Here is a 22,078-nt window from a genome sequence, read left to right on the forward strand (position 1 = left end):
GGATGGAGCTCCAGATGGCCATTGGCGAAATCAACAATCACGACGGCGCTCGCCGGAAGCGGTTCGCTGTGCGGCGCTGGCTGAACCTCGCCATCCTCGCCTGCGTCGTCTTGCCGGTCGTCACGGGGCTTGGGCTGGCGCCGGCGTGGGCCGAATATCCAGAAAAGATCATCAGGATCGTGGTGCCCTTCGCGGCCGGCGGTGGGACCGACATCATCGCGCGAACGACAGCGCAGGACATCCAGACGGACCTCGGCAAATCCGTCATCATCGAGAACAAGCCGGGCGCCGGGACCATCATCGGAACCCAGACGGTGGCGACCAGCGAGCCCGACGGCTATTCGCTGCTGATGGCGACCTTCGCGCATGCGGTCAATCCGAGCCTGTACAACAAGCTGCCGTTCGATCCGCACAAGGATTTTGCGGCGGTCTCGCTGATCGCGCGATCATTCAACATCGTCGTCGTCAACCCGGCCTCCAAAATCAACTCGATCGCCGATCTGATCACCGAGGCCAAAGCCAATCCGGGCAAGCTGAATTTCGGGACGTTCGGCACCGGCACCTCGGCCCATCTCGCCGGCGAGCTGTTCATTTCGATGGCGAAGGTCAAGATGACGGCGGTGCCCTATAAGGGCGCGGCGCCTGCGATCAGCGATCTCCTGGGCGGGCAGATCGACGTGATGTTCACCACCGTGGCGAGCGCCGCCTCGCTGGTGGCTGCAGGTCAGCTCCGGGCGCTGGCTGTCACCTCCGCCGAGCGTTCGGCCGCGTTCCCGCAATTGCCTGCTGTCGCCGAGGCCGGGGTGCCAGGTTACGCCGCCGAGTCGTGGTACGGATTGTACGCGCCGGCCAGGACGCCTGCTGCGGTGATTGCGCGCCTGAATCAGGCGGTCGCAAAGGCCGTTCAGTCCGGTGCCTTCAAGCAGCTGGAGGCCAACGAAGGCCTCATCATGGTCGGCAGCGCGCCGGAAGAGCTCGATCGCTATGTCCGGCAGGAGGAGGACCGCTGGCGCAAGCTGGTCAAGGACGCGAACATCGAGGTGCAATAGCGACGGGCGCGCCGCCCTATGCAGTCATTGATCTGAAACAACGATGGCCTTCAGCGAAAGTGCTAGGGTTGAGTCGCGGTTCACGACGCAGGGCCCCAAGGGGCCTGAGACAGTCTCAGCGCCGTGATGGAATCCGAGGGCTCAATGGGACGACTGCTGAATATCGTTACGCCACTGCATACTGCGACCAAGCGCGACTACATGGCGCGCATGAACGACGACAAGATCGGCTGCTCGCTGAAGGCGCGGGAATACGAGGCCGATTACTGGGATGGCGACCGCCGTTTCGGCTATGGCGGCTACCGCTTCATCGAGGGGCGCTGGGCGCCGGTCGCCAAGGCGCTGATCGAGACCTACGGCCTGAAGGACGGGTCCAGCGTGCTCGACGTCGGCTGCGGCAAGGGCTTTCTGCTGTACGAGATGCTGAAGATCCTGCCGGGCCTGAAGGTCACCGGCTTCGACATCTCAAAACACGGTCTTGCCAATTCGCACGAGCAGGTGAGGCCGTATCTGTTCAACTATCGCGCCCAGGATATCTATCCCTATGGCGACGACAGTTTCGACCTCGTCATCTCGCTCGGCACCCTGCACAACTTGAGGCTTTACGAGCTCGATGCGGCGCTGAAGGAGATCGAGCGCGTCGGCAAGAACAAATATGTCATGGTCGAGGGCTACCGGAACGTCGCCGAGCTGCACAATCTCGAATGCTGGGCGCTGACGGCGGAATCCATCCTGCACACCTCGGAATGGATCTGGCTGTACGGAAAGCTCGGCTACACCGGCGATTACGAATTCATCTATTTCGAGTGACCGGGCGCTCCCCATGGATATCAAGACCGCAAAGGCTGCGATTCTCGTCGAATCGGGCAAGCCGCTGATCGTCGACGAGTTCACCCTGCCGGATAGGCTCGAGCACGGCCAGGTGCTTGTACATGTGCACACCTCGAGCATCTGCGGCGCGCAGATCAATGAGATCGACGCCGTCAAGGGCGTCGACAAGTTCCTGCCGCACCTGCTCGGGCACGAGGCGCTGGCGACCGTTGTCGAAACCGGCCCCGGCGTCGTCTCCTGCAAGCAGGGCGACACCGTCGTCATGCATTGGCGGCCGGGCAAGGGCGTCCAGTCCAACACGCCGGTCTATTCCTGGCGCGGCAAGCGGCTCAACGCGGGCTGGGTCACCACCTTCAACGAATATGCCGTGGTGTCGGAAAACCGCGTCACGCCCGTGCCGTCCTCGATCGATCGCACCAGCGCGCCGCTGCTCGGCTGCGCGGTGACGACCGCGCTCGGCGTCGTCAACAACGACGCGCAGATCGCCATCGGCGAAGCCGTGGTCGTGTTCGGCGTCGGCGGTGTCGGCCTGAACATCGTGCAATTCGCCGCGATGGTTGGCGCTCATCCGGTCATTGCGATCGACCGGCTCGACAACAAGCTGGAGATGGCGAAACAGTTCGGCGCCACCCACGCCATCAACTCCGACGCGGTGAAGGATGTCGCCGCCGCGGTCCGGGCCATCACGGGAGCTGACGGACCCGACAAGGTCGTCGAGACCACCGGCGTCAGGAACCTGATCGAGCTCGCCTACGAGGTCACCGCCAAGAAAGGCCGCTGCATCCTCGTCGGCGTTCCCCGCGAGAAGGTCGAGATCTACACGCTGCCCCTGCACTTCGAGAAGGTGTTGAAGGGCTCGGAAGGCGGGCAATGCCAGCCGGCGCGCGATATCCCGCGTCTGGTTCGCCTCGACGAGGCCGGCAAGGTCAGTTACCGCGGCATCGTCACCCACGAGTTCGCGCTCGACGACATCAACGACGCGCTGGATCTGATGCGTAGCGGCGAATCGGGGCGGATACTTCTGAACATCAGTTGAGGGATGCGGCGATTGCGTTTGTCATGGCGACGTGTGCATCCTCATCGGCGGTGATGCACTGTTTTCACTGATTGGCATGTCGCGGAGAGCAGGCCGAACATGCACGTCAGTGGCCCTCACCGCCACCCCAGCGCCGGCGCCACATGCGTGAGGATCGCTTCGATCGCATGCGCGCAATAGGCAACGCCCAGCTGGTTCGGAATCGTCAGCAGCAACGTGTCCGCCTCGGCAATGGCCTCGTCCTGCCGCAGCTGCTCGATCAGCACATCCGGCTCGGCGGCATAGGAGCGGCCGAAGATCGCGCGCGTGTGCGGGTCGATGAAGCCGATCTGGTCCTCGCCACCGCGCTCGCCGCCGAAATAGGCGCGGTCGCGATCGTCCATCAGCGCGAAGATGCTGCGGCTCACGGACACGCGCGGCTCGCGGCTGTGGCCGGCCTCCTTCCAGGCGGCACGAAAGCTACGAATCTGCGCGGCCTGCTGCACATGAAAGGCTTCGCCGGTCTCGTCGCTCTTCAATGTCGAACTCTGCAGGTTCATGCCGAGCTTCGCCGCCCAGACCGCCGTCGCGTTGGAGCCGGCGCCCCACCAGATGCGGTCGCGCAGGCCCTGCGCATGAGGCTCGATGCGCAACAGACCCGGCGGATTGGGAAACATCGGCTGCGGATTGGGCTCGGCAAAACCTTCGCCGCGCAGGAGGTCGAGGAAGACCTCGGCATGGCGCCGGCCCATGTCGGCGTCGCTCTGGCCCTCGGCCGGCCGGTAGCCGAAATAGCGCCAGCCGTCGATCACCTGCTCCGGCGAGCCGCGGCTGATGCCGAGCTGCAGCCGCCCGCCGGCGATGAGATCGGCGCTGCCGGCATCCTCCACCATGTAAAGCGGGTTCTCATAGCGCATGTCGATCACGGCGGTGCCGATCTCGATCTTGCTGGTTCTGGCGCCGACGGCCGCCAGCAGTGGAAAGGGCGAGGCGAGCTGGCGCGCGAAATGATGCACGCGGAAATAGGCGCCGTCGGCGCCAAGCTGTTCCGCAGCCACCGCAAGCTCGATCGACTGCAGCAGCGTGTCGCTCGCAGAGCGGGTCTGCGACTGCGGCGAGGGCGTCCAGTGCCCGAAGGAGAGGAATCCGATCTTTTTCATGGGGGCAACATATGGATGATCGGAACAGTTTGCGAGACGTCGACCCGAGGAAAGATGGTGACACGGGGCATGCACCCGTAAGCGTCCCCCGGGGAAACAGATGAGGCACGGGTTTGGACTGCTGGTGCTTCTGCCTTACAGCGGACCACGAACTCAGATCATTCGACCTCGATCGGCCACGCCGAGAAGCCTCCTCAGATGTCGCAACCGGTCAAATTCAATGCCTTGCGCAAGCCTCCAAACGCCTTGAGCCGACAGGGCTCGGCATCGCTTGCGGCCTTCGAGCGCTGGAGGTCCGCGGTTCGCTTGACAGCAATTGCCTTCGGCTTCGGCTTGGGACGTTCAGCGGTCGCGATCTTTTTCGGATTGTGCCGATGACGGACGACCGGCTCCGGCTCGGACGAGCCGATATGGGTGTCTTCCGGCGGAGCAGCGCGGTCTTCGACCGAGGCAGTCTGTGTCGGCATCGCGCTGCTCACAGCGGCAACGTCGAGGCGATCAGCCTTCGCCAACGCGTCGCGTGAAGCAGAAATGCCTGTGTCTTGCTCGGCAAGCGGCTGCACGATTGCGGCTGCGCGACGCGGTGGCGCGCTCAGCTCCATTGCTGACAGGATTCCTGCACTCAGCAGGATGAGGAGGCCCAGCAACGCCATTCTCAGCATAATGCGCCTCTGACCCAGGTTCGTGTCGCTGAAAATTCTCCGTGCCAATGAGGCAACTTGTCGACGGCTGCCGACCCCACGAGGAATCATTTGCCGACAGGGTTAACGTCGGTGATGCTTCGGCACGTGCCGAGAATGCCGCCGCTCACGTCGGTTTCCGTGAGCCCCGAGCCGAGCGCCACGAGAGCGATCGTCATGTCTGCTGTTTGAGGGAAGCCGGACACCGCCTGACCGATTGGACGATGGCTGCTTTTCGACCAATAGCGGACGTTGGCGGTCAGTCTTTCATGCCATCCAGACCTGGATGATCTTTGTAAATTTTGTCGTGAAGCATGGCGTCTATCCGAGCGATGATATCGCCGACCGATGTCCTCAATCTCAGAAACTCATCTGCTGGAGAGGCTTCTTTGGCGAGCGTGAGCGCCAGGGATAACTCTTCAATGGCCCGCTCTGCGTGCTGTTTAAATCGTGTGGTTGATTTCGCGTCCATGGAACCATCTCGAGTGCTATCGCGCCAATTCCAACAGCCGGCGACAGTCCGCCGGCAATCGCCTTTCGTTGAGATTGGTCACACAGAGCAACAGTCCCTGCTGCCGTGGAGCTTGCATGCACCACACCGACATCGGACGCGGCGCGAGGCCAAACTCTCGTGCACGCGAAGCGATATCTACGTCCGATGCGGATTTGGGAAGGGAGATAACCACCGCAAGACCGGCGGTCGCCCGCACTTTTATCGAGTCTGGTGCCATTTCTCCCAGGCAACGAAGCAAGCTCTGTCGTCGGGCGGCATAAAGCCGCTTCATGCGGCGCAGATGGCGAAGATAGTGACCGTCCCTTAGGAATTCCGCCACAGCGCGCTGCATGCCCGCAGCCGGCGCCGGCGCCAGGGAAGCAGCCAGCTCAGCGAACCGACGAGTCAGTCCCGACGGTACGACCATGAAACCCAGGCGCAGCGAAGGGCTAATCGTTTTACTGAAACTGCCTATGTGGAGCACCCGTCCTCCATGGTCGAGAGATGCAAGGGCGGGAGCCGCCCGTCCTTCCAGCTGCAGTTCGCTAAGGTAATCGTCCTCGATGATCCAGGCGTCGCTTTGCCGAGCCCAGTCGAGCAGTGCAAGACGCCGTGACAGCGACATCGTCATCCCGAGCGGCGCCTGTTGACCCGGTGTCACAACGGCCAATTTCGCTCCAGCGGCGGTCTGGACACCAGCGGCAACATTTAGTCCCTCCGCATCGACCGGGACAGCCGTCACAGCCATGCCGGCCAGGCCGAGTGCGGTGCGAGTGAGTGGAAAGCCCGGATCCTCGATCCAGGCTCCCATGCTTCCAAGTTGAAGCCCTCGGATTGCCAGACCGAGGGCACCGGAGAATCCACCCGTTATCAGCACCTGAGAGGGATTGCAGCTGATGCCGCGGGCCAGCCCCAAGTAAGCCGCGACCTCCTTTCGCAGCTCCGGATCACCACGCGGATCTGGATACGTCACCGGCGCCGCCGCGGCCCGCCGGGTCTCACGCGTGAGGATGCGCGACCACAGCTTGAACGGGAAGGCATCTTGAGCCGGCACGCCCATCTGAAATACCAGCGGCGTGTTTCCGAATTCGTAGAAGAGTTCCGGGAGAGGCTCCGCGTCAGGCGGCCAGTCGGGCACCGGAGATCGGGACGGCCGCTCGGCCACGCGCGTTCCTGCCGGCCCGAGACCGATCGCGAATTGCTCCGCGATGAGACGCTCGTAAGCCACACGGACGGTGCCGCGGGAGACGCCGAGTTGAGCGGCCAGATCCTGCCAAGAGGGTAACCGTGCGCCAGAGGCGAGCCGTCCGTTCTCGATGCCCTCGCGGATCGCCGAGTAAATCTGTGCAGCCAGCGGAGTCCTTCTTGCACGATCGAGTCGGATGGGGAGCACAGCCATCGCGCGATGGTACAGCCAAGATCATCAATCTTGGTACTGTTTTATGACCGGGCACAACGCATCTATTCGGCGACACCAGCGACCAGCGCGATCTCGATCCCTCAGCTTGAGTGGGAACCGGGTCGACCGAGGAGAAAATTATCATGAAGGCAATCGTTGTGACTGACCAGGCGGCAGGAACCGCCGGGATGAAGCTGGTGGAGCGGCCAGAGCCGCAGGCAGCGATAAACGACGTCATCGTTCAGGTTCATGCATCGGGATTCGTCCCGACCGAGCTGTCATGGCCCTCGACCTGGACCGATCGCCTCGACCGCGACCGGACACCGTCGATCCCCGGCCATGAGCTGGCCGGAGTGGTCACCGCTCTCGGCTACGGCACGACAGGGCTGTCGGTGGGACAGCGAGTGATCGGACTCGCCGACTGGTATCGTGACGGCACCCTGGCGGAGTATGTAGCCATCGAGGCCCGCAACCTTGCGCCGCTCCCGGGCGACGTCGACTTCACGGTGGGCGCGAGTCTGCCGATCTCGGGCCTCACCGCGTGGCAGGGACTGTTCCAGCACGGTCGCCTTCAGGCGAGGCAGCGCGTACTCGTGCACGGCGCGGCCGGCGCAGTCGGTTCGATGGTGACGCAACTCGCGCGAGAGTTCGGCGCCCACGTCATCGGCACCGGACGCGCCGCTGACCGTCAGACGGCGCTCGACTTCGGCGCGAAAGAGTTCGTCGACCTCGACAACGACACCATGGAGGACGTCGGCGGAGTCGATCTGGTTTTCGATGTCATCGGCGGCGACGTCGGGAAGCGGTCCGCGCGCCTGGTTCGAGCCGGAGGAACGTTGGTGTCCATCGTCGGGCCGGTCGAGGCGCGGCCCGACGGCGGCCTTGCGGTCGACTTCGTCGTCGAGCCCGATCGTGCCCAACTGAGTGAGATCGTGCAGCGGGTGCGGGACGGACGACTGCGGATAAACATCGATAACGTCTCGACCCTCGACGATGCCGTCGCCGCCTTAAACCCGACCAAGCGACGCAAGGGAAAGACGATCATCCGCGTTCGTGACTGAGCGACGCAAGCCCGTTGACGCACGCGACCGGCCGGCGCTGTCCGGGGCGGCTACCCCGCGCGCGCCGCATTCGGCGAAAACATGCCTCTACTTCAACCTATCCCTTCCCACAGGAATCCCCATGACCGACGGAATCACCTCGACTGACGGAATCACGATGACTAACGCCGTCATCGAATGCATCCTGAGCCGTAGCGCTGCCAAGTACTACGACCCTGCTGCGACCCTGAGCGACGACCAAATTCGCGAGCTGGTGCGAATCGGCACCACGGCGCCGACATCCTTCCACTTGCAGAACTGGCGCTTCATCGCCGTACGCACGCCTGAAGCCAAGGCTCGGCTGCATCCGATTGCCTGGCATCAGCCCGCGATCACTGATGCAGCCGTTACCTTCATCGTCTGTGGCCAGTTGGCCGATTCCAGCGTAATACCGGCGCGCTTGGCACCGCTGGTGGAAGCGGGCATCATGCCGGCAAAGATGGTGCCGGATTGGGAAATCCCCGCGCGCGATCTGTATATGGCGTATCCGCAGCGCCAGCGCGATGAGGCAGTCCGCTCCGGCACCTTCGGTGCGGCGGCGATGATCTATGCGGCCGGCTCGCTGGGCCTAGGTTCGACTCCGATGATCGGTTTCGATGCCGAAGCAGTGGTCCGCGAGTTCGTACTGGCCGCGGACGAAGTGCCGGTCATGCTGTTATCCGTGGGGGCGGTGCGTTCGGGAAACTGGCCGCAGAAGCCGCGTCGTCCGGTGGCTGATGTGTTGGAATTCGCATAGTTGCGGAGTCCGTTCTTAACGGGGCGGAAGCTCGAGAATATCTGTAGGGGGAAGAGGCCGGGCTCGTTCTATCCCACGTGCCCGATCATGCCATCATGCTCCTGTTTTGCCCGACGGAGCAACGACCAGTTGCCCGACGCGCCACGTCTCTGCAGAGCGCCTAAGTGATTGATCCCACTAGGGCCGGCTACTGTGCATGGGGTTGTTTTCGAACATTTTTGTTTTGGAGGCACGAAGGCATCCGGCTCTCGCCCGCTACTTCATCACCCGCAGGCCCTTGGTCGTGAACCGCTGCGTCTTGCCGCCGGGGCGAACGGGGCGCTTCGTGCCGGCGGCCTTGCCGGTGCCGGGCGGCTGGTGCGCGGGGACCAACTGGTGGGGCTGCGAACCGATCAGATCGCGGCGCCCCATCTCGATCAAGGCCTCGCGCAGCACCGGCCAGTTGTCGGGGTCGTGATAGCGCAAGAACGCCTTGTGCAGGCGGCGCTGGCGCAGGCCCTTGATCGCATCGACCTTGTCGCTGCCGCCGTGGCGGACGCCGCGCAAGGGATTGACGCCGGTGTGGTACATCGCGGTCGCGGTCGCCATCGGCGAGGGCAGGAAGGTCTGCACCTGATCGGCGCGGTAGCGGTTCTTCTTGAGCCACAGCGCGAGGTTCATCATGTCCTCGTCGGTCGTGCCCGGATGCGCCGCGATGAAATAGGGGATCAGGTAATATTTCTTGCCGGCCCGCTCGGCCGCTTCATCGAACATCCGCTTGAACTTGTTGTAAGCGCCGATGCCCGGCTTCATCATCTTGTCGAGCGGGCCGCGCTCGGTATGCTCGGGCGCGATCTTGAGGTAGCCGCCGACGTGATGGGTGACGAGCTCCTTGATGTATTCGGGGCTCTCGACCGCGAGGTCGTAGCGGACGCCAGAGGCGACCATCACCTTCTTGATGCCCTTGGTCTCGCGCACCTTGCGATAGAGCCGGATCAAATCATCATGCGAGGTGTTGAGGTTCGGGCAGATCTCGGGGAAGACGCAGGACGGTCGCCGGCATGCGGCCTCGACCTTCGGATCCTTGCAAGCCATCCGGTACATGTTGGCGGTGGGGCCGCCGATGTCGGAGATCACGCCGGTGAAGCCCGGCGTCCTGTCGCGGATCTGCTCGATCTCGCGCAGGATCGAGCCTTCCGAGCGGTTCTGGATGATGCGGCCCTCGTGCTCGGTGATCGAACAGAAGGTGCAGCCGCCAAAGCAGCCGCGCATGATTGTCACCGAGAATTTGATCATGTCCCAGGCAGGGATCTTGGCATCGCCGTAGGACGGATGCGGCGCGCGCGCATACGGCAGGTCGTAGACCGCGTCCATCTCGTCGCTGGTCAGCGGGATCGGCGGCGGGTTGAGCCAGAGATCGCGGTCGCCGTGACGCTGCACCAGCGGCCGCGCATTGCCGGGATTGCTCTCACGATGCAGCACGCGTGACGCGCGTGCATAGGCCTCGCGGTCCTGCTCGACCTGCTCCAGCGCCGGCAGCCGGATCACGGTTGCGCCCTTCTGACGTGTTGCGCCCTCGTCGGCGGAACCGAGATCGTCGGCGTGCAGCTCGGCGTAGTCCTCGGGCACGCGGCGGAACAGCGCGACGCCCCTGATGTCGTCGAGCTCGCGCGGCGCTTCGCCGGCCGCGAGCCGCTGCGCCACCTCGACGACGGCGCGCTCGGCATTGCCATAGAGCAGGAGATCCGCCTTGGCGTCGACCAGCACCGAGCGGCGCACCTTGTCCGACCAATAATCGTAATGCGCGATCCGGCGCAGCGAGGCCTCGATGCCGCCGAGCACGATCGGCACATCCTTGAACGCCTCACGGCAGCGCTGGGCGTAGACGATGGTGCAGCGGTCCGGCCGCTTGCCGCCCTCGCCGCCGGCCGTGTAGGCGTCGTCGCTGCGGATGCGGCGGTCCGCGGTGTAGCGGTTCACCATGGAGTCCATGTTGCCGCCGGTGACGCCGAAGAACACCTTTGGCTTGCCGAGTGCCTTGAACGGCTCGGCCGAATGCCAGTCCGGCTGCGCGATGATGCCGACCCTGAATCCCTGCGCCTCCAGCAGCCGCCCGATGATCGCCATGCCGAAGCTGGGATGGTCGACATAGGCGTCCCCGGTCACCAGCACGATGTCGCAGGCATCCCAGCCGAGCGCATCCATCTCGGCACGGCTCATGGGGAGGAACGGCGCGGGCGTGCGCGGCCGGGCCTGGGCCATCAGGGGCTTTTCGGCGGTGATGATCTGGGTGTCCATGGCGCCTACGCATAGGACCCCGGGGCCGCGAATACAACCGGCCGCTATGCCGCGTTTGCTGATTAAGGTTCCCCGGTGGCGCACAATTCAGCAGCACGAGCCGCGCGGACGGCCCGGCCCGGCTCTGTGACGCCGTCCACATACCGGTCGGCCGCGCCGTGTCATCCTGCTCCAGGTTTCAAGGGAGAGGTCCATGCTTCTGATCGACGCGTTGCTGATCCTGGCGATGTTGTTCTTCCTGCTTCTGCCGGTCACCGATCGAAGGACGGTGCACATGAGGCTCTGCATGTTCTTCGTGTTGCTGGCTGCGTTCTCGGTCTCGATCACCCGCACCCCCATCGTGCCGCTGCAACTTGCAGGTATCGTCTCGACACATTGAGTGTCGCAATCATCACATCTGCCAGCATTGTGGTTCACTCGCAGGAACCAACCGCCTTCGCGAACATTCTGACCCTGGCACCCGCGCGAGCCCCGCTCGCGCGCGCCTCGACAATCCCGGCGCCAGCGCCGCTGGCCGGATTTTTGCCCCGATGCTCGCTTCGGGGCGATGGGGGACTTGTGAGCACGGTCATAGAGAACTTGCTGGCGCGGAAGCAGAAGCTCGTGGAGGAACTCGAGAAGGTGCAGGTCGTCGAGGACCGCGACAGGATCGAGCACCAGCTCGAGCAGATCAACACCGCGCTGGACTTCCTGGACCGGCCGGGATCGAGGGACGGGCGATAGCCGCGCTCAATCCGCCTTCAGCGCGTCTACTTTCAAGGCCTCCACTTTCAAGGCCTTGGCATAGACCACGCCCGAATTGGTGATGTGCGTCGTCATCAGCTGTTCGAAAGCGGCAAGCTCGCCGCGTGCGAACAGATCCAGCAGCTTGCGATGCTCGTCGAACGACGTGCGGGTGCGCACGTCGATCGGTGAGGTCAAATTGGTGCGGAGCGCGGCGACGCGGCCGGAGACGAGCTGGTAGGATTCGAGGAGATAGCGATTGCCGCAATGGGCGAACAACGCCTCGTGGAATGCGGCGTCGGCGCGGCCATAGGCGATGTTGTCCCTGGTCGCGACGGCAGGCTCCATCGCCGCGATCGCATCGCTCATCGCGGCGATCGCTCCCTCGCGATCATGGTGATAAGCGAGCTCGGCCGCCTTGGGCTCGAGCGCAATGCGGAAGGTGCAGAGCGCGGTGATGTCGTCGGCGCTCGGGGTGAAGACGAAACTGCCGACCTGCGGCCGGATCACCACGAGGCCCTGCGTCTGCAGCTGGCCCATGGCCTCGCGCACCGGCGTGCGGCTGACGCCGAAGGAATTTGCCACCATCTCTTCCGAGATCGCAGCTCCAAGCGCGAACTCGCCGTCGATGATGGCCTGCCGCAGCCGCTGCATCACGCGCTGCGACAGCGATTTCGGCGTATTGAGCTTGAGCGATCGCATGCGCGCTCCCGCTCAGATCACCTTGCCGGGGTTGAGCAGGTGATCGGGATCGAGCGCCGCCTTCAGCGTCCGCATCAGCGCGATCTCGGCCTCGCTCCTGGCATGGCCCAGCCACTTCTTCTTCAGCGTGCCGATGCCGTGCTCGGCGGAGACGCTGCCGCCCATCTCGCGGACGAGACCATAGATGATCGCGTCCATCTCCTCCTTGGGCTGCTGCTCGACCGTGAGCCCGGTGACCCAGGAGACCAGATGCAGATTGCCGTCGCCGATATGGCCGTAATAGACGCTCTCGCAGCCCTTGATGCCGGAGGCGAGCGCCGCTTTGCAGCGCGTGACGAACTCGTCCATCCGCGCCACCGCAAGGCCGATGTCGTAGGAGATGTGCGGGCCCAGCACCTGGCCGAACTCGGCGCAAATGTCGCGCACCCGCCAGAACGCCTGCGTCTGCGCCAGCGACTGCGCCACGGCGGCATCGGCCAGCAGCCCGCGCTCCATCAGCTCTTCGAGCCAGGTCTGGAAGCGCGGCGCATCGATGCTCTCGTCGGTGCCCTGCGCCTCCACCAGCACGTAGAGACCGTGGCCGGCCGCGACCGGCGGCTTCACGCCGGCGCGCGTCGTGATGACGTCCCAATAGTCCGGCCACATCACCTCGAAGGCCGACAGCAGCGGCCCGAGTCCGCTGCGAGCCGCGCCGAGCAAGTCGATCACGGCGGCATAGTCCTTCAAGGCGCAGAGCGCCGCCATGGTCGAACGCGGTTTCGGGAACAGCTTCAGCACGACGCGGGTGATGATGCCGAGCGTGCCTTCCGAGCCGATGAACAGATGCTTCAGATCGTAGCCGGCATTGTTCTTCATCAGCTTGTTGAGATTGGTGATGATGGTGCCGTCGGGCAGCACCACTTCGAGGCCGAGCACGAGCTCGCGCGTCATGCCGTAGCGGATCACGCGGTTGCCGCCGGCATTGGTCGAGAGATTGCCGCCGATGGCGCAGGAGCCGCGCGAGCCGAGATCGAGCGGAAAGAAGAAGCCGGCTTCATCGGCGGCCTTCTGGATCGTCTCCAGCGGCGTGCCCGCCTTCACGGTCATCGTCATCGACGCGCGATCGATCTCCTCGATGCCGGTCATGCGCTCCAGCGAGATCGCGACCCAGCCTGCTTCGGGCGAAGCGCCGCGGCACAGCCCGGTCAATCCGCCCTGCGGCACGAACGGCACGCACGCCTGCCGGCAGGTGGCAATCGCATCGGCAACGCCTTGCGCATCGGTCGGACGGATCACCGCGCGCGGCGTCTGCGGCAGGCTCGCGCTCCAGTCATTGCAATTGCGCGCCGGCACATCCGCGCCAACAAGCACGGCGGCCGCGCCGAGCCTGTCGCGCAACGCGCCGAGCAATTGGTCGGGACGTTCAATGGGGGTCACCATGTTCATGCGAGACCTCCTTAAGGATTCGCCGGGGCGTCATGCGCGCCGTGACGGTGGAAAGGGTTTGCGCCCTTCTTGTATGTAAGGTACAAGATGAAAAGTAAAGCAAAAACATGGTTCTGTTTGGCTGAGAAGATCGTTAGGGATCAGAGGCTTAGCCGGCGGCCGCAGCAAAGGGTGGTGTGATGACGGAGGCGATTCGCGGGTTCTGGGTGGCGTCGGCGACGCCGCTGGCAACGGACGGCGGCGTGGACTCCGCCAAGCTCGCCGCTCACGCCAAGCACCTGTTCAGCAAAGGTGTCGACGGCGTCGTGCTGTTCGGCACCACCGGCGAGGGCACCTCGTTCAATGCCGGCGAACGTATCGCGACCATCGAGGCTCTGCTCAAGAACGGCGTCGCTGCGGAGCGCATCGGCATCGGCGGCGGTTTTCCCGCCATCACCGACAGCATCGCGCTGACGCGCGCCGTGCTCGGCCTCGGCCTGCGCCACGTGCTGATGTTGCCGCCCTATTTCGATCGCAACGTCACGCCCGAGGGTATCGAGGATGCGTTCGCCGCGATCATCGATGGCGTCGCCGACGATCGCCTGCGCGCCTATCTCTATCACATCCCGCAAATCTCGGGTGTTGCGATCCCGACGACGGTCGCCGCAAGCCTGCGCAAGCGCTACGGCAAAGTGGTCGCCGGTCTGAAAGACTCCAGCGGCGACTTCAAGCAGTTCCAGGCGTTCCGCGCCGCCGCGCCGGAGCTTGCCATCACCGTCGGCAACGAAGCCGATATCACCCGCGCGATCGCCGCCGGCGGCGCCGGCACCATCTGCGGCATGGCCAACATTGCGCCGGAGCTGGTCAAGGCGATGGTCGACGGCAAAGACGTCGAAGCGCGCATGCAGGCGGCGATCGACATCGTGGTGAAATCGCCATCTTTCCTCACGACGCTGAAGGCGATCCTTGCGGCGCAGACCGGCGATGCAAGCTGGCTGCGCGTGCGACCGCCGCTCCGCGCCTTGTCCGACGGTACCGCGCTCAAGCGGAAGCTCGACGAACTGGTGGCTCCCGCCTTCGCGTGATCGTGAAATATCGGGACACGCTGCCGCAAATTCTCGCGCAGCGTGTCGCGATTTCCGCGAGATCAATCGTTGATTGACGTTTGGCGTTCCTCTGCGCCTAGAACGATTCAAGACTAGAGCGATTCAAGCTCGGCTGCGGTTCTCCTCGATCGCAGTGGCTGTTACACGCGCACACTTCAACGTTCTTGACTTGAAGTGGAATGAAAGTGCGTGCCTTCGTGGATGGCCAGCGCGACAGCGGCCATCGAACCCGTGCCGGCAAGAGCCGTGCAGGTCTTCTCATCGGTGCAGCGGTGCTGCTCATCGAATCTCCCACCAACACGACGAGCGCGCGGGCGCAATCGGCATTGCCGCCGGTGACGGTGGAAGCACCGGCGCCGCGGCCGAAGCCGGCCCGCGCATCGGAGGGGACTCCACGCCGCACGCAAGCCGCGGCGCGCCAGCGCAGTCGCAATGCCACGGCTGCGCCTGCGGTGCCGACGCTCTCGGAGCGCGCTGCCGCAGAAGCCGCCGCGCAACAGGCCGCCAAGCTCGGCTACCGCGCGATGCCGAGCGCGACGACGCTGCGCAGCGGCGCCTCGCCGCTCGACACGTCGCAGTCCGTCAACATCGTGCCGGAGCAGGTGTTGAAGGATCAGCTGCCGCGCAACATCGACGATGCGCTGATCAACATCTCCGGCATCACTCAAACCAACACGCTCGCCGGCACCCAGGACGCCGTCATCCGGCGCGGCTTCGGCGACAACCGCGACGGCTCGATCATGCGCAACGGCATGCCGCTGGTGCAGGGCCGCAGCCTCAATGCCGCGGTCGAAAGCGTCGAGGTGCTGAAAGGGCCGGCCTCGCTGCTCTACGGCATCATGGACCCCGGCGGCATCGTCAACACCATCAGCAAGCGTCCCGAACTCTATCAGCACGGCTCGGTCACGCTGCTCGGTTCGGCCTTCAGTGTCTCCAAGACCGGCGCTGATGGCCTGCTCGACGTCACCGGCCCGATCGGCGACCAGGGTCTTGCCTATCGCTTCATCGGTTACGGTGTCAGCGAGGATTACTGGCGCAATTTCGGGCGCCATCGCGAGATGCTGGTCGCACCGTCGCTGGCCTGGTACGGCCAGGACACCACCGTCCAGCTCAACTACGAGCACCGTGAGTTCATCTATCCGTTCGACCGCGGCACCGCGTTTAATCCGGTGACGAAGGCGCCGCTGGCAGTTCCCGCCGACCGCCGGCTCGACGAGCCCTTCAACAACACCTGGGGCACATCCGACCTGATGCAGGCCTCGGTTGAGCATCGCTTCAACCAGGATTGGAAGCTTTACGCCGGCTACAGCTACAACACCGAAACCTTCAGCGCCAATCAGCTCCGCATCACCAGCATCGACTTCACCACCGGCGCCGAGAAGCGCAGCAATGACGGCACGGGAAGCTCGCTCAGCAACGTCAGCTACGGAACGTCCTACGTTTCAGGCAGCTTCTGGCTCGGCAACATGCGCAATGACGTGGTGTTCGGCGGCGACGGTCAGTATCGCACGATCTACCGCGACGTTTTGATCCGGCAGGCAACTCCCGCCTTCAATGTCTACAATCCCGTCTACGGGCTGATCGGGCCCGGCACGACAGCGTCGAACATGGACAGCGCCCAGACCGACAAGCTCGGTCAATGGTCGTTGTTCGTCCAGGACACGCTGCATCTCACCGAGCGGTTCGCGCTGGTCGGCGGCGTGCGCTACATGGACTACGACCAGATCGCTGGGCGCGGAAAGCCGTTCAACACCAATACCAACGTATCCCAGGACAAGGTGCTTCCCCTCGGCGGCGCCATCTTCAAGCTGACCGACGAGATCTCGCTCTATGCGAGCTACACTGAATCGCTGAAGCCGAATTCGACCATTGCACCGATCGGCGTCGTGATCGACTCCAATGTCGCACCGGAAGAGGGCGTGTCCTACGAGACCGGCGTGAAGTTCGATCTGAACAAACGCATCTCCGGTACGTTGGCGCTCTACGATCTCGACAAGAAGAACGTGCAGACGACCAAGACGAACAGCGCAGGCGTGGTGGAGCTCCACACTGTCGGCCGCGCCCACTCACGGGGCGTCGAGCTGGACGTCACCGGCAGGCTCACCGACAGCTGGGCCTTGATCGGTAGCTACGGCTATACCGACGCGCGGGTGACGGCCTCCGAGGATCCGACGCTCTATGGCAGGAAGCTGCAGAACGTCGCGCTGAACACGGCCTCGCTCTATCTGGTCTACGACTTCGGCACAGCATTGCCGGGCCAGCTCCGCCTCGGCGGCGGCGCGCGCTATGTCGGCGACCGCCCCGGCGATTCGACGAATACCTTCTTCTTGCCGTCCTATGTCGTCGCGGACATCTTCGCGACCTACGAGACCAAGTACGAGCAGCTTCCGGTCATCTATCAGTTCAACGTCAAGAACCTGTTCGACACTGTCTACTATCCTTCCGCCGTCAATAATCTGAACGTCGCCATCGGCGATGCCCGACGCTTCTCGCTGTCGGCGACGGTGAAGTTCTAGCCATGGCAGCGCGGCTGGGCCATACCATCAAGGCTGCCCTGCTGCAGGTCCATTCCATTGCGGGCCTGGCGCTCGCGCTGCTGCTTGCTCTGATCGCGCTGACCGGCGCGGTCATGAGCTTTGAGGACGAGATCGTCGATCATCTCAATGCCGGCATCATGCATGTCGCGCTGCGCGAGATGCCGGCGCTGATGCCGGACGAGCTGGTCGCCCGGCTGAAGGCGAGGCAGGATTTCGGTCAGGTCTCGGCCGTGACGCTGTCGATCGATCCTGCCGCCGCCGTGCGGGTCCGCTTCGCGCGCGACGAGCAGGGCACGCGACCGGCGTCGCTCTATGTCGATCCCTATGACGCGCGCGTGCTGGGGGCGCCGCGCGGCGAAGAATTTTTCGCGACGGTGCGCAGGCTGCATCGCTGGCTGCTGATCCCCGGCGATGCCAAGGGCTGGGGCCGCCAGATCACCGGCATCGCCGCGCTCGGCCTGATCGTCATGCTGGTCTCGGGCCTCGTGCTGCGCTGGCCGCGCCGCGCGCGTAGCGTGAAGATGTGGCTGAAGCCGAATCTCGGGCTCAGCGGACGCGGGCTGCATCGCTCGCTGCATGCGGTCATCGGCACCTGGGTCCTGCCGGTCTATCTGGTGATGACGCTGACCGGACTGTGGTACTCGTTCGACTGGTACAAGGACGGAGTCGTCTGGCTGCTGGCACGCCCGGAGGTCAGTGCTGCGAAGATGCAGCCCAAAATGTCCGCAAAGACTCCGCGCGCGTCCGCCCGCTCCGAGCCGGCCCAGCCGATCGGATTCGACCAGGCATGGACGACGTTCCGGCGTGAGGAGGGCGGCCGCTTTGCCAGGGCCTTGCTGACGTTGCCGCCTAGCCCCGGCACGGCGATACGGATCCGGTCGTGGGCGAAGGATTCGACGCTCGACACCACGCGTGATGAATTCCGCATCGATGCCGTGACCGGCCAGCTGACCTCCGCGGAACGCTATGCCGACAAGACGTTCGGCGAGAAGATCATCGCCAACGTGCTCGACATCCATTGTGGCGCGGTGCTGGGCTGGCCCGGCAAGCTCGCGTTCATGATTGCCGCGGCCCTGATGCCGCTGTTCTCGATCACCGGCATTTTGCTCTATCTGTCGCGCCGCAAGCTGCGGCGCCCCGCGCAGGCGCCGCTCGGGCGCCTCGTTCCGGGCGAGTGAGGGGTCGGGCACCTCGATCGTCCGGTGTCATCCCGTCACGTCACTTCGGCTGCATGCGCCGTTCACCAATGACGACATCGTTGTTGACGGCGTAGACAAAGCAGCCGCCATCCCTGCCATTCCGCGCCGGATCGCTGTTGCACTTTGCAAGTGCGGAGGTCTGTGCGTCCTGCAGACTTGGATCCCCGGCCGAGATGAACAACTTGCCCCAGGGGTGGATCGCCATGGCCTTGGGCTCCATAGCCTTGTCGTAGTTCTGCACGTCGGCGCGCTGTCGCGTCACCCGCCGGATGATCGGAATCTGCGACAGATCATACTTGCCCGCATAATGCAGTCGCGGCATGTCCCGCGCGGTCAGTTCGCCCTCCACAACGATCTCTTCATTCACCGCAAGCAGGGCGCACGGCTTGCCGTAGCGCAACTGGCACGATTCCAGCGAGCGTTCGCCGGTGACCGACGCGTCCTCGTGTTCACAGGACCGAAAATAGCTCGCGCCGACGAGCTCCACGGCCTGCCCCTTGTTGGGTTTGCAGGCGACGTAGTCCTTGATCAGCGTGTCGCGGACAAAGCCGAACACGGTCGGCGTCGTCGCGGCTACGATCGACGCCATCGCTCGCTCGAATTGGGATTTGCGCTCCGCATTGGTCAGCGCGGCCATGGCCGCAGCCGGAAGCACCAGAAACACCACCAGGAATTTTACGATTCGCATGCTGCCCCCCACGCACGAATCGGAACTTTACCCGCCTCGCGCCCGCGGACAACATGCTTCTTCTCCCCGGTCTGGGGGATGTACGCCGCGGAGTGGGGAGGGCATGCTCTCGTCGGGCTGGTCAAGCGGTCTGCAATCGGCCAAAAGCGCCCTGTTAAAACTTCGAAGGCTGCCTGTCCGATGACGATCCCGACCGTCACCCCCGCCGATATTCGCCGCGCCTTGCTTCTGCGCGAGGAAATTGCGCTGCTCGATCTCAGGCACGAGGCCGGCTTTGCCACCGGCCATCCGCTGTTCGCCGCCAACATGGCTTTGGGCCGGATCGCTGTCGAGGCCGAGGTGCGGCTGCCGCGCAAGGATGTGGCAATCGTGCTCTATGATGACGGCGAGGGGCTGGTCGCGACCGGCGCGGAACGCCTTGCCGCGCTCGGCTACAGCAATATCAGCGCACTCGGCGGCGGGCTGAAGGCTTGGCGCGATGCTGGCTATCAGGTGTTCGAGGACGTCAACTCCTATTCGAAAGCGTTCGGCGAGCTGGTCGAGGCGCGCCGCCATACGCCCTCGTTCAGCGCCGACGAGGTGGCAAAGCTGATCGCGGACAAGGCCAACATCGCCATCCTCGACGTCCGCCGCTTCGATGAATATGCGACCATGAACATCCCGGGCTCGGTCAGCGTGCCCGGCGCGGAGCTGGTGCTGCGGGCAGGGCAGGCCGCGCCCGACCCTGAGACCACCATCATCGTCAATTGCGCCGGGCGTACGCGCTCGATCATCGGCACGCAGTCGCTGATCAATGCCGGCGTGCCCAACAAGGTGCGGGCGCTGCGCAACGGCACGATCGGCTGGACCCTGGCGCGGCACGCGCTCAACCACGGTGCCGACCGGCGCGGCGCAATCGGGTCGTTTGAAGGCGGCCCGGCCAATGCCCGCGACGTCGCCTATCGCGCCGGCGTCCGCCACATCGGCGCTAGCGAGATGGCGGCGCTGCTCGCAGAGCCCGATCGCACGCTCTATCGCTTCGACGTGCGCGATGCCGAGGAATATGCGGCCGGCCATCTGGCGGGCTTCCGTCATTATCCCGGCGGCCAGCTGGTCCAGGAGACCGACATGGCCGCGCCGGCGCGCGGCGCGCGCATCGTCCTGACCGACGACAAGGGCGTACGCGCCGACATGACGGCGTCCTGGCTCGCGCAGATGGGCTGGGAGCTCTATGTGCTTGAGGGCGGCTATGACGGCGCGCTGGACGTCGGCCCGCCGCTCGTGCTGCCGAAGCCCGATCCGGCCCACCGCTACCGCCGTCCCTATGAGGGCACTGGCGTCGCCGAGCGGGCGATGCAGGCTTATCTTGATTGGGAGTACGGCCTCGTCGAGCAGCTCCGGCGCGACGGGACACACGGGTTCTATGTGATTTGAATTTTGTTATCCGTCACCCTGAGGTGGCCGCCTCTTGGCGGCCCTCGAAGGGCGACGGCCCGGCTGCATCGGGGCCGTTCATCCTTCGAGGCTCCCCATGGGACGCGTTGCGCCCCATGCCTCGCACCTCAGGATGACGGGACGGCTGCTCTGGTCGCGGGGATTACCGGGCTGGTGGGATGCCAAGCACACCCATCGCCCCGCCATCTTCTCCCCGTATCCAAACCCTATTGTGCTGTGCACCGTCCGCGGTCTATGAGCTGCGGCAAAGCCGCCATTTCAGGAGATACTATGCCAGCCCCAGGCCAAAGCCCTGAGCGGAGCGCGAAGGCGCTTCTGCTCGAAGGCGTCAATGACAGCGCTGTGGACCTGTTCAGGAGCGCGGGTTTCACCAATGTCGAGCGGCTGACCAAGGCGCTGGACGGCGAGGATCTGCGCCGGGCGCTCAAAGGCGTGTCGCTGCTCGGCATCCGCTCGCGCACCCAGATCACCGACGACGTGCTCGCGGCCGCCGATCAGCTGCTCGCGGTCGGCTGCTTCAGCGTCGGCACCAACCAGGTCGACCTGCTGGCGGCGCGCAAGCGCGGTATTCCCGTATTCAACGCGCCGTTCTCAAACACGCGCAGCGTCGCCGAGCTCGTAATCGGCGAGATCGTGATGCTGCTGCGGCAGATCTTTCCGCGTTCGGTGTCCGCACATGAGGGCGGCTGGGACAAGTCGGCGGCCGGCAGCCGCGAGGTGCGCGGCCGCACCCTCGGCATCGTCGGCTACGGCAATATCGGCTCGCAGCTCTCGACGCTGGCCGAGGCCATGGGCATGCGCGTGATCTTCTACGATCGCACCGACAAGCTCCGCCACGGCAACACCGAGCCGGTCGAGAAGCTCGAGGAGCTCTTGGCGCAGAGCGACGTCGTCAGCCTGCACGTGCCGGAGACGCCGGAGACATCAGGCATGATCGGCGAGAAGGAGCTGCGGGCGATGAAGCCGGGCTCGTTCTTCATCAACAACAGCCGCGGCACCGTGGTCGATCTCGATGCGCTCGCCGGCGCCTTGCGTGATGGGCACATCGCCGGCGCTGCCGTCGACGTGTTTCCGGTCGAGCCGTCCTCGAATTCGGAGCGATTCAAGAGCCCGATCCAAGGCCTCGGCAACGTCATCCTCACCCCGCATATCGGCGGCTCGACCGAGGAGGCGCAGGAGCGCATCGGCGGCGAGGTCGCGCGCAAGCTGGTCGACTATTTCATCACGGGCTCGACCATGGGCGCGGTGAATTTCCCGGAAGTGCAGCTGCACCTGCGCCCCTCCGGCGCGCGCTTCAGCCATGTCCATCGCAATGTGCCCGGCATGCTGCGGCGGCTGAACGAGGTCTTCCTCCAGCGCGACATCAACATCGCCGCGCAATATCTGGAGACCGCCGGCGATCTCGGCTACGTCGTGCTCGACGCCGATCTCGGCGGCCAGGATTCGGGCGAGCTGCTCCAGCAGATCCGCGCGCTCGACGGCACGGTCGGCGCAAGGCTGGTATTCGAGCACTAAACGCCCCCACGTTCCGGTTGCATCTTGCGG

General features: G+C 64.6%; 20 protein-coding genes. 12 read left to right on the plus strand and 8 right to left on the minus strand.

What is annotated here, in order from left to right; translation table 11 throughout:
• The first annotated feature begins 14 nt into the window (after positions 1-14).
• The 3 genes from JQ635_RS28135 to JQ635_RS28145 all read left to right on the plus strand — a co-directional run bounded on the left by JQ635_RS28135 (position 15) and on the right by JQ635_RS28145 (position 2,916).
• A complete protein-coding gene (locus JQ635_RS28135) occupies positions 15-1,049 on the plus strand; it encodes a tripartite tricarboxylate transporter substrate binding protein (protein ID WP_211413021.1) in 1,035 nt (344 codons plus the stop codon).
• A gap of 144 nt (positions 1,050-1,193) precedes the next feature.
• A complete protein-coding gene (locus JQ635_RS28140; protein WP_246583824.1) occupies positions 1,194-1,859 on the plus strand; it encodes a class I SAM-dependent methyltransferase in 666 nt (221 codons plus the stop codon).
• A 13-nt stretch (positions 1,860-1,872) separates the two neighbouring features.
• Positions 1,873-2,916 carry a zinc-binding dehydrogenase gene (locus tag JQ635_RS28145; protein WP_211413023.1) on the plus strand — a complete coding sequence of 348 codons (1,044 nt, stop codon included), beginning with the start codon at positions 1,873-1,875 and terminating at the stop codon, positions 2,914-2,916.
• Positions 2,917-3,032: 116 nt separating this feature from the next.
• Here the strand turns inward: JQ635_RS28145 and JQ635_RS28150 are convergent, their stop codons facing one another.
• From JQ635_RS28150 to JQ635_RS28165, 4 genes are all read right to left on the minus strand, one after another.
• Positions 3,033-4,055, minus strand: a complete 1,023-nt coding sequence (locus JQ635_RS28150; RefSeq protein WP_211413024.1) for an LLM class flavin-dependent oxidoreductase — start codon at positions 4,053-4,055, stop codon at positions 3,033-3,035.
• Positions 4,056-4,249: 194 nt separating this feature from the next.
• Positions 4,250-4,708 (minus strand): hypothetical protein, encoded by a 459-nt coding sequence (locus tag JQ635_RS28155; RefSeq protein ID WP_246583825.1) that lies wholly within the window; start codon positions 4,706-4,708, stop codon positions 4,250-4,252.
• A 286-nt stretch (positions 4,709-4,994) separates the two neighbouring features.
• Positions 4,995-5,207 (minus strand): hypothetical protein, encoded by a 213-nt coding sequence (locus JQ635_RS28160; RefSeq protein ID WP_211413025.1) that lies wholly within the window; start codon positions 5,205-5,207, stop codon positions 4,995-4,997.
• Between the two features lie 16 nt (positions 5,208-5,223).
• The gene (locus JQ635_RS28165) at positions 5,224-6,627 is read right to left on the minus strand and encodes a PLP-dependent aminotransferase family protein (protein WP_211413026.1); all 1,404 of its coding nucleotides are present in this window, start codon (positions 6,625-6,627) and stop codon (positions 5,224-5,226) included.
• 143 nt (positions 6,628-6,770) lie between these two features.
• Here JQ635_RS28165 and JQ635_RS28170 point away from each other — a divergent pair, with 143 nt between their 5' ends.
• Both JQ635_RS28170 and JQ635_RS28175 read left to right on the plus strand, forming a co-directional pair.
• A complete protein-coding gene (locus JQ635_RS28170) occupies positions 6,771-7,688 on the plus strand; it encodes an NADP-dependent oxidoreductase (protein ID WP_211413027.1) in 918 nt (305 codons plus the stop codon).
• 121 nt (positions 7,689-7,809) lie between these two features.
• Positions 7,810-8,463, plus strand: a complete 654-nt coding sequence (locus tag JQ635_RS28175) for a nitroreductase family protein (protein ID WP_246583826.1) — start codon at positions 7,810-7,812, stop codon at positions 8,461-8,463.
• Between the two features lie 255 nt (positions 8,464-8,718).
• Here the strand turns inward: JQ635_RS28175 and JQ635_RS28180 are convergent, their stop codons facing one another.
• On the minus strand, positions 8,719-10,740 hold the full coding sequence (locus JQ635_RS28180; RefSeq protein WP_211413028.1) for a YgiQ family radical SAM protein: 2,022 nt from the start codon (positions 10,738-10,740) through the stop codon (positions 8,719-8,721).
• 193 nt (positions 10,741-10,933) lie between these two features.
• Between JQ635_RS28180 and JQ635_RS28185 the strand changes: the two genes are divergently transcribed.
• Positions 10,934-11,119 carry a hypothetical protein gene (locus tag JQ635_RS28185; protein WP_211413029.1) on the plus strand — a complete coding sequence of 62 codons (186 nt, stop codon included), beginning with the start codon at positions 10,934-10,936 and terminating at the stop codon, positions 11,117-11,119.
• A 179-nt stretch (positions 11,120-11,298) separates the two neighbouring features.
• Entirely contained in the window at positions 11,299-11,463 is a 165-nt protein-coding gene (locus tag JQ635_RS28190) for a hypothetical protein (protein ID WP_211413030.1), read from the plus strand.
• Between the two features lie 6 nt (positions 11,464-11,469).
• Here the strand turns inward: JQ635_RS28190 and JQ635_RS28195 are convergent, their stop codons facing one another.
• Positions 11,470-12,165 (minus strand): GntR family transcriptional regulator, encoded by a 696-nt coding sequence (locus tag JQ635_RS28195; RefSeq protein ID WP_211413031.1) that lies wholly within the window; start codon positions 12,163-12,165, stop codon positions 11,470-11,472.
• Positions 12,166-12,177: 12 nt separating this feature from the next.
• Entirely contained in the window at positions 12,178-13,590 is a 1,413-nt protein-coding gene (locus JQ635_RS28200) for an FAD-binding oxidoreductase (RefSeq protein ID WP_211413032.1), read from the minus strand.
• A gap of 179 nt (positions 13,591-13,769) precedes the next feature.
• Between JQ635_RS28200 and JQ635_RS28205 the strand changes: the two genes are divergently transcribed.
• The 3 genes from JQ635_RS28205 (at position 13,770) to JQ635_RS28215 (ending at position 18,390) form a co-directional block, all read left to right on the plus strand.
• Entirely contained in the window at positions 13,770-14,654 is an 885-nt protein-coding gene (locus JQ635_RS28205; protein WP_211413033.1) for a dihydrodipicolinate synthase family protein, read from the plus strand.
• A 200-nt stretch (positions 14,655-14,854) separates the two neighbouring features.
• Positions 14,855-17,191, plus strand: coding sequence for a TonB-dependent siderophore receptor (locus JQ635_RS28210; protein WP_211413034.1), 2,337 nt, complete (start codon positions 14,855-14,857; stop codon positions 17,189-17,191).
• Positions 17,192-17,193: 2 nt separating this feature from the next.
• Positions 17,194-18,390, plus strand: a complete 1,197-nt coding sequence (locus tag JQ635_RS28215) for a PepSY-associated TM helix domain-containing protein (RefSeq protein ID WP_211413035.1) — start codon at positions 17,194-17,196, stop codon at positions 18,388-18,390.
• Between the two features lie 40 nt (positions 18,391-18,430).
• Here JQ635_RS28215 and JQ635_RS28220 read toward each other — a convergent pair whose 3' ends face one another.
• The gene (locus tag JQ635_RS28220; protein ID WP_211413036.1) at positions 18,431-19,048 is read right to left on the minus strand and encodes a hypothetical protein; all 618 of its coding nucleotides are present in this window, start codon (positions 19,046-19,048) and stop codon (positions 18,431-18,433) included.
• A gap of 231 nt (positions 19,049-19,279) precedes the next feature.
• Between JQ635_RS28220 and JQ635_RS28225 the strand changes: the two genes are divergently transcribed.
• Together JQ635_RS28225 and serA are read left to right on the plus strand one after the other, a co-directional pair.
• On the plus strand, positions 19,280-20,512 hold the full coding sequence (locus JQ635_RS28225) for a rhodanese-like domain-containing protein (RefSeq protein ID WP_211413037.1): 1,233 nt from the start codon (positions 19,280-19,282) through the stop codon (positions 20,510-20,512).
• 291 nt (positions 20,513-20,803) lie between these two features.
• Complete coding sequence (gene serA / locus JQ635_RS28230; protein ID WP_211413038.1) at positions 20,804-22,048, plus strand: phosphoglycerate dehydrogenase; 1,245 nt, start codon at positions 20,804-20,806, stop codon at positions 22,046-22,048.
• The last annotated feature ends 30 nt before the right edge of the window (positions 22,049-22,078 follow it).

Source organism: Bradyrhizobium iriomotense (genome assembly GCF_018130765.1).
GTDB lineage: Bacteria > Pseudomonadota > Alphaproteobacteria > Rhizobiales > Xanthobacteraceae > Bradyrhizobium > Bradyrhizobium iriomotense_A.